Annotated in this window: 6 protein-coding genes; all 6 read left to right on the forward strand. The window is 64.5% G+C overall.

Features of this window, described 5'->3' with window-relative positions; translation table 11 throughout:
* Entirely contained in the window at positions 1–2,391 is a 2,391-nt protein-coding gene (locus BGN91_RS06965) for a caspase family protein (RefSeq protein WP_292611742.1), read from the forward strand.
* A 344-nt stretch (positions 2,392–2,735) separates the two neighbouring features.
* Positions 2,736–3,734, forward strand: a complete 999-nt coding sequence (locus tag BGN91_RS06970; protein ID WP_292611744.1) for a 30S ribosomal protein S2 — start codon at positions 2,736–2,738, stop codon at positions 3,732–3,734.
* A 123-nt stretch (positions 3,735–3,857) separates the two neighbouring features.
* The gene (tsf, locus tag BGN91_RS06975; protein WP_292611746.1) at positions 3,858–4,781 is read left to right on the forward strand and encodes a translation elongation factor Ts; all 924 of its coding nucleotides are present in this window, start codon (positions 3,858–3,860) and stop codon (positions 4,779–4,781) included.
* A gap of 145 nt (positions 4,782–4,926) precedes the next feature.
* Positions 4,927–5,643, forward strand: coding sequence for a UMP kinase (pyrH, locus tag BGN91_RS06980; protein ID WP_292611748.1), 717 nt, complete (start codon positions 4,927–4,929; stop codon positions 5,641–5,643).
* Positions 5,644–5,692: 49 nt separating this feature from the next.
* Complete coding sequence (gene frr / locus BGN91_RS06985) at positions 5,693–6,256, forward strand: ribosome recycling factor (protein ID WP_292611750.1); 564 nt, start codon at positions 5,693–5,695, stop codon at positions 6,254–6,256.
* A 19-nt stretch (positions 6,257–6,275) separates the two neighbouring features.
* Positions 6,276–6,762: polyprenyl diphosphate synthase (gene uppS, locus BGN91_RS06990; protein ID WP_292611752.1), on the forward strand; the 487-nt coding region annotated here is incomplete at its 3' end.

The following is a 6,762-nucleotide window of genomic DNA, read 5'->3' on the forward strand; positions in this document are numbered from 1 at the left end:
CTGTTTCTCGTCGGTGCGTTCTCGGTGATCCCGAGCGCGGCCATTGCCCAGCAACAGGAAAAGCGTATCGCGCTTGTGATCGGAAATGGTGCCTACGCCAAGGCGCCGCTCGCAACGGCGGCCAACGATGGCGGGTTAATCGCGCAGACCTTGCAGGCGGCGGGCTTCGACGTTACCGGCGCCCGCGACCTTGATGGCGACACGTTGCGTGGTGCGTTCCGCGATTTCATGAAGAAGGCGGAAACATCCGGCCCTGACACCGTCGCGGTGGTTTATCTCGCAGGTTATGGCCTCCAGTTTTCCGGCGAGAACTATTTCATCCCGGTGGATTCGACGATCGCGCATGACACCGATATTCCGACCGAAGGCCTGCGCATCGGCGATTACCTGCGTCAGCTCACGGCGTTGCCGCTAAAGCTCAGCATCGTCGTGCTGGACATCGCGCGTGAGCAGCCGTTCATCGAAGACGGATCGATTGCAAGCGGCCTGGCGCTCGTCGAACCCAATCCGCGGATGCTGATCGCATTCAACGCTGCGCCGGGCACGGTCGCGCCGGAAGAGCCGGGGCCATACGGAGCCTACGCGCAAGCGGTGGCTGAAATGATCCGCACCGGCGGCCTGCCGCTTCCCGAGTTGTTCAACCGCGTGCGCTTGCGCGTCAACCAGAACACCAAGGGCGCGCAGGTGCCGTGGGACACGCAGAAGGTCGACGATGCGCAATTCACCTTCTTCGATCGAGCAGCGGATGCGCCGGCGGCTGCGTCGCCTGACCAGGCGGCGGCCGTGCGTGACAAACCAATCCGTGATCTCGGGGCGTCGGACGCCTATCTGGCCGCGCTCGATCGCGACACCTTGCAGGGTTACGAGGATTTCATCGCCGCTTATCCGCAGGACCCGATGGCGAAGCGGGTCAGGGCGATTATCGCGGCGCGCCGCGAGGCGATCACCTGGCGGCGCAGCTATCGGGCCGACACGCCGGACGCCTACTGGTCGTACCTGCGACGCTATCCGCGTGGGCCTCACGCCGCTGATGCGCGGCGCAGGCTTGCGATCCTGTCGGCTGCGCTCGAGCCGCCGCAAACGTTCACGATGCTGGACTACGATGTTCCGCCGCCGCCTTCCGACGAGATTGTCTATGTCGACCGGCCGGTGCTGATGTTCAGCGATCCGGATTTCGATTTCGCGCCGCCGCCACCGCCGCCGGTATTTTTCCTGCCGCCGCCGCCACCCGACTTCGTCGTGCTGGAGCCGCCACCGTCGCCGATCGGATTGTTCTATCTGCCGAGCCCGCTGTTCGTGCCGATACCACCCTATGTCAGCGCCCCGGCCTACGTCCGGCCTCCGCCGAACAACATCATCTTCGCCAATATTCACAACACGACGGTGATCAATAATGTCATCAACCGTCCGCCGCCCGCCGCAAATCCGGCAGCGCCTTTGATAAACCCGGCCGGGCCGGGCGTCAGAACAGGTCCGGCGCGAACCCCGGTCGCGCGAGATCAGGTCAGCCCGCCCGCTGTCCATACGGGGCCTGCGCTACCTGCCGCGGTGATGCGCAAGGCAACCCTGATTCAGGAAGGGAAAGCGCCGGTCCCGCCGAGCGCGTCGATTAATCCGGCTGCGAAAGCCGGATCGCTCGGAAGGTCGACAGACAGGCCGCCCGGACCACGCCGTACGTCCCCTGCGGCCGGCGGCACACAGGCTCAGCCGGCTGTCACCGCCCCGACCGGACGCCCGCCGGCGACAGCGGCGCAGCCCGGCAAGCCGGCGTCAGGTCCGGATTCGACCGGCAGGCGGTTCCCGAAGACGAACGCGCTGCCGGTGCCCGGCACCAGAGGCACGCCGCCGGCGCCCGGTGCGTCGACGCCAAGACCTGGCGTAACCGTTCCGGAGAGGGGACCGGCTTCCGATGTTCGGCGGTCGCCGATCACCGGGCCGCGGGGCGGCGCGTCCGGTCCGGCCACGCCACAATCCGGCGCTGCAAGGCAGCGGTCACGAGGGCCGCAAGCGGAACCGCCAATCCGAAGGCCGACATCGCGATCCCGAACGGCTCCAACGGTTGTCGCACCACCGCGCGCGACGCCGCCGCGGGCTGCTCCCAGGTCCGCGCCGCCGCGTCCACATGCAGCACCGCCCCCGCGCGTCGCCTCGCCGCCGCGTCCCGCACCGCATGGAGCACCGCCGATGCGGCGGATGGCGGCGCCTCCGAGACCGGCGCCGCCCCGGCCAGCACCGCACGCGGCACCGCCGCCGCGAATGGCGCCGCCGCCCCGCGCTGCACCTCCGCCGAGGTTTGTCGCGCCGCCCCGGCCGGCGCCGGCCGCCCCGGCGCCGCCACCTCGTGGCGGACGCGGAGCCAAAAAGTGCCCGCCGCATGTCGCCAAATGCTAGGCCGCAGGGCCGTACCGGCCCTCTGACCGGCATTGTTCCCGTTCGCTTCTGATTGAATCAGAAGCGAAGTCCTAGATTGTTGTTTTGACGCGTTTTCTTCACGCGAACCGGTATCCATGCCGGGGTCAAGCCCGAGGACATGCTTCGCTCGAAAACGCTATAAGGATGGGAAATCCTTGCGTCAGGGCAGGGCGGTGGTTATAAGCCGCGCCATCTCACACGGAAACATGGCCTAAACAGCCGTCCGGTGGCAGCCGGGCCGCATTCCTTTTGGTTGATGCCTTTTGGTTTGATGGCTTGCCCTGCTCACACGTTTCCGGAGGAACCAACCGGAGAATTGAACCATGGCGCTTCCTGAATTTTCCATGCGCCAGCTGCTTGAGGCTGGCGTTCATTTCGGCCACCAATCGCACCGCTGGAATCCGAAAATGGCGGATTACATTTTCGGCGCGCGCAACAACATCCATATCATCGATCTCGCGCAGACCGTGCCGCTGCTGCATCGTGCGCTGCAGGCCGTCAGCGACACCGTCGCCAGGGGCGGCCGAATCCTCTTCGTCGGCACCAAACGGCAGGCGCAGGACGGCGTCGCCGAGGCCGCGAAGCGGTCGGCGCAGTACTTCGTCAATTCGCGCTGGCTTGGCGGCACCCTGACCAACTGGAAAACGATTTCCGGCTCGATCAAGCGGCTGCGCCATCTCGACGAGGTGCTCAGCTCCGGCGACGCCAGCGCCTACACCAAGAAGGAGCGCCTGACGCTGCAACGCGAGCGCGACAAACTCGATCGGTCGCTCGGCGGCATCAAGGACATGGGCGGTCTGCCCGACATGATCTTCGTGATCGATACCAACAAGGAAGACATCGCGATCCAGGAGGCGCAGCGGCTCAACATCCCGGTCGCGGCGATCGTCGACACCAATTGCGATCCCAAGGGCATCACCTATCTGGTGCCGGGCAATGACGACGCCGGCCGTGCCATCAGCCTTTATTGCGACCTCATTGCGCGCGCGGCGATCGACGGCATTTCGCGCGCCCAGGGCGAATCCGGCATCGATATCGGCGCTGCGGTTCAGCCGGTCCGGGAGGAGCTTCCGGCGGCCGCGCAGCCATCAGGCTTCCAGGGCCTTGCGGGTCCGCGGGGCGTCGCCGACGATCTCAAGAAGCTCACGGGCGTGTCCGGTGCGATCGAGAAGAAGTTCAACGACCTCGGCATCTTCCACTATTGGCAGCTCGCCGAGCTTGATCACGACACCGCGCACAAGATCGGCGAAGAGGTCGGGCTTCCGAGCCGGGCCGACGGCTGGGTCGCTCAGGCCAAGACGCTGACGGCCGAAGCGGAATGACGTGAGGGGTGGCGGTTTCGCAGCCACCCTCTTTCATAATGAGTTTTCTGACTTGTTTCCTGAGTAGAGGCGGCGGCCGGCGAGTTGCGCCGCAGCCTCCTGACAGGCAAAGGGCACACAGCAATGGCGACAATCACCGCAGCGATGGTCAAGGAGCTGCGCGAAACCACCGGCGTCGGCATGATGGATTGCAAGCAGGCGCTGGCCGAAAACAACGGTGACATGCAGGCTGCGATCGACTGGCTGCGCAAGAAGGGGCTGTCGAAGGCCGCCAAGAAGGCCGGACGCGTTGCGGCCGAGGGCCTGATCGGCGCCGTCACCAGCGGCAACAAGGGCGTCGTCGTCGAAGTCAATTCGGAAACGGATTTCGTCGCGCGCAATGATCAGTTCCAGGGGCTGGTCAAGATGGTGGCGCAAGTCGCCCTCAGCGTCGGCGCCGACGTTGAAGTGATCAAGGCCGCCAAGGTTGGCAGCGCCACGGTGGAGACGGCAATTTCGGATGCGATCGCCACCATCGGCGAGAACATGACGTTGCGTCGGGCGGCCTTGCTCGAAGTCAGCAAGGGAATTGTGGCGAGCTATGTCCACAATGCCGTTATCGATGGCGCCGGGAAAATGGGTGTGATCGTCGCGCTCGAGTCGGGTGGCAACGCCGACGAACTGGCCGCGCTCGGCCGCCAGATCGCGATGCATGTCGCGTCATCGAACCCGCTGGCCATCGATCCGTCGGGGGTCGATCCCGCCGTCGTCAAGCGCGAGAAGGACATTCTTGCAGACAAGTTCCGACAGCAGGGCAAGCCAGAGGCCATGATCGAGAAGATCACCGAGTCCGGCCTGAAGACTTTCTTCAAGGAACAGACACTGCTGGAACAGCCGTTTATTTTCGACGACAAGAAAAGCGTCGGCCAGGCGCTCAAGGAGGCCGAGGCAAAGGTCGGCGCGCCGGTGAAACTGACGGGCTTTGTGCGCTATGCTCTCGGCGAGGGCATCGAGAAGGCCGAATCCGATTTCGCGGCCGAAGTCGCCGCGGCTGCCGGGCAGGGGTGACGCTGGATCCGAAGATGCGGCGACGGTCGGACTCCCTTGCAACCTATATCTGCTGGCGGTTCTTCAATTCTAACGTTCGCAAGAAGGTTCGCTGAAACGGATACGAATGTTAGAATCGGACCCCTTGCGGCGGAGCTAACGCATCATGGATGAGCCGGACTATCGTCGCGTCGTCGTTAAACTGTCCGGAGAATATCTGGCGGGTCCGCAACCCTTCGGCATCGACCAGCCGACCATCGACCGTATCGCCGGCGATCTGACCGCGGCGCGCGAACTGGGAACCGAAATCGCGGTTGTCGTCGGTGGCGGCAACATATTCCGGGGCGTCGAGGTGTCGTCGCGCGGCGTCTCGCGGCCGACCGGCGATACGATGGGAATGCTGGCGACGGTCATGAACTGCCTTGCGCTCGAGGCCGCCCTCGAACGCCGCGGCCAGTCGGCCCGGGCGCTGTCCGCATTCGTGATGCCCGAAGTCTGCGAGCTTTTCACCCGACGCGCGGCGCACAAATATCTCTCCGAGGGCCGCATCGTTCTGCTCGCCGGCGGCACCGGCAATCCCTTTTTCACGACCGACACCACCGCGGTGCTTCGCGCCGCGGAGATCGGCGCGCAGGCCGTGCTCAAGGCGACGAACGTGGACGGCGTCTACAGTTCGGACCCGAAGAAGGACCCGTCTGCCAGGCGGTTCGAGCGGTTAAGTCACTCGCAGGCGCTCGAAGGCGGCTATAAGGTCATGGATGCGACGGCTTTCGCGCTTGCCCGCGAGACGTCGCTGCCTATCATTGTGTTCTCGATCGCCGAGCCGGGTTCGATCGGCGCCATCCTGAAAGGCGCCGGGCGGGGGACGATCGTCGCCAGTTGATCGGTTTCATCGGGTTGGATGTGAGTCAGGTTTCGGATTGGAGAGTAGCATGGCGTCGGGGAATTTCGATATCGGCGAACTGAAACGCCGGATGCAGGGAGCGACGCAGTCCCTCAAGCATGAGCTGGGCAGCTTGCGGACGGGGCGGGCTGCGTCGTCGATGCTCGATCCCGTGCAGGTCGAAGCCTATGGCAGCCACATGCCTTTGAACCAGGTGGCGACGATCAGTGTTCCCGAGCCGCGCCTTCTGTCGGTGCAGGTCTGGGACAAGTCGATGGTCAAGGCGGTGGAGAAGGCGATCGTCGACTCCAACCTCGGGCTGAGCCCGGCCACCGAAGGACAGGTCCTTCGGCTGCGCATCCCCGAACTCAACGAAGAGCGTCGCAAGGAACTGGTGAAGATCGCGCACAAATATGCCGAGGCGGCCAAGGTGGCGGTTCGTCACGTGCGACGCGACGGCCTGGATGCGATCAAGAAGCTCGAGAAGAATCACGAGATTTCCGAGGACGACGAGAAGCGTCTGGCCAACGATGTCCAGAAGGCGACCGACGGCGTAATCTCCGAAATCGATCAATTGCTGGCGGGCAAGGAAAAGGAAATCCTCACCGTTTAGCCGGGATTGGACTGACCTGATGTCGAACGCTGTTGCGCCTGCAATCGAGGGCTCGGACCAAGTCGATACGCCGCTGCACGTTGCGATCATCATGGATGGCAACGGCCGATGGGCGGCGGCACGAGGATTGCCGCGAGCAGAGGGGCATCGCCGCGGGGTCGAGGCGCTGAGACGCGTGGTTCGTGCCGCAAGCGAACTGAACATCCATTATCTGACCATTTTTTCCTTCAGCTCCGAGAACTGGTCGCGGCCGGCGACCGAGATCAGCGATCTGTTTGGCTTGCTGCGGAGGTTTGTGCGTAACGACCTCGCGACATTGCACCGCGATGGAGTGCGCGTCCGCGTCATCGGCGAACGCGCCGGGCTTGAGCAGGAAATTTGCGCGCTGTTGACCGAAGCCGAGGAGCTGACGAAGAACAACACCCGCCTCAATCTGGTCGTCGCGTTCAACTACGGCTCGCGGCAGGAAATCGCAAACGCCGCCCAGCGGCTTGCACGGGAAGTCG

The organism is Nitrobacter sp. 62-13, assembly GCF_001896955.1.
Classification (GTDB): Bacteria; Pseudomonadota; Alphaproteobacteria; order Rhizobiales; family Xanthobacteraceae; genus Nitrobacter.

What these genes read in the sequence shown, in the direction of transcription:
- BGN91_RS06970 (WP_292611744.1), top strand. Translation starts at nt 2,736, where the DNA reads ATGGCGCTTCCTGAATTTTCCATGCGCCAGCTGCTTGAGGCTGGCGTT.
- tsf (WP_292611746.1), top strand. Translation starts at nt 3,858, where the DNA reads ATGGCGACAATCACCGCAGCGATGGTCAAGGAGCTGCGCGAAACCACC.
- pyrH (WP_292611748.1), top strand. Translation starts at nt 4,927, where the DNA reads ATGGATGAGCCGGACTATCGTCGCGTCGTCGTTAAACTGTCCGGAGAA.
- frr (WP_292611750.1), top strand. Translation starts at nt 5,693, where the DNA reads ATGGCGTCGGGGAATTTCGATATCGGCGAACTGAAACGCCGGATGCAG.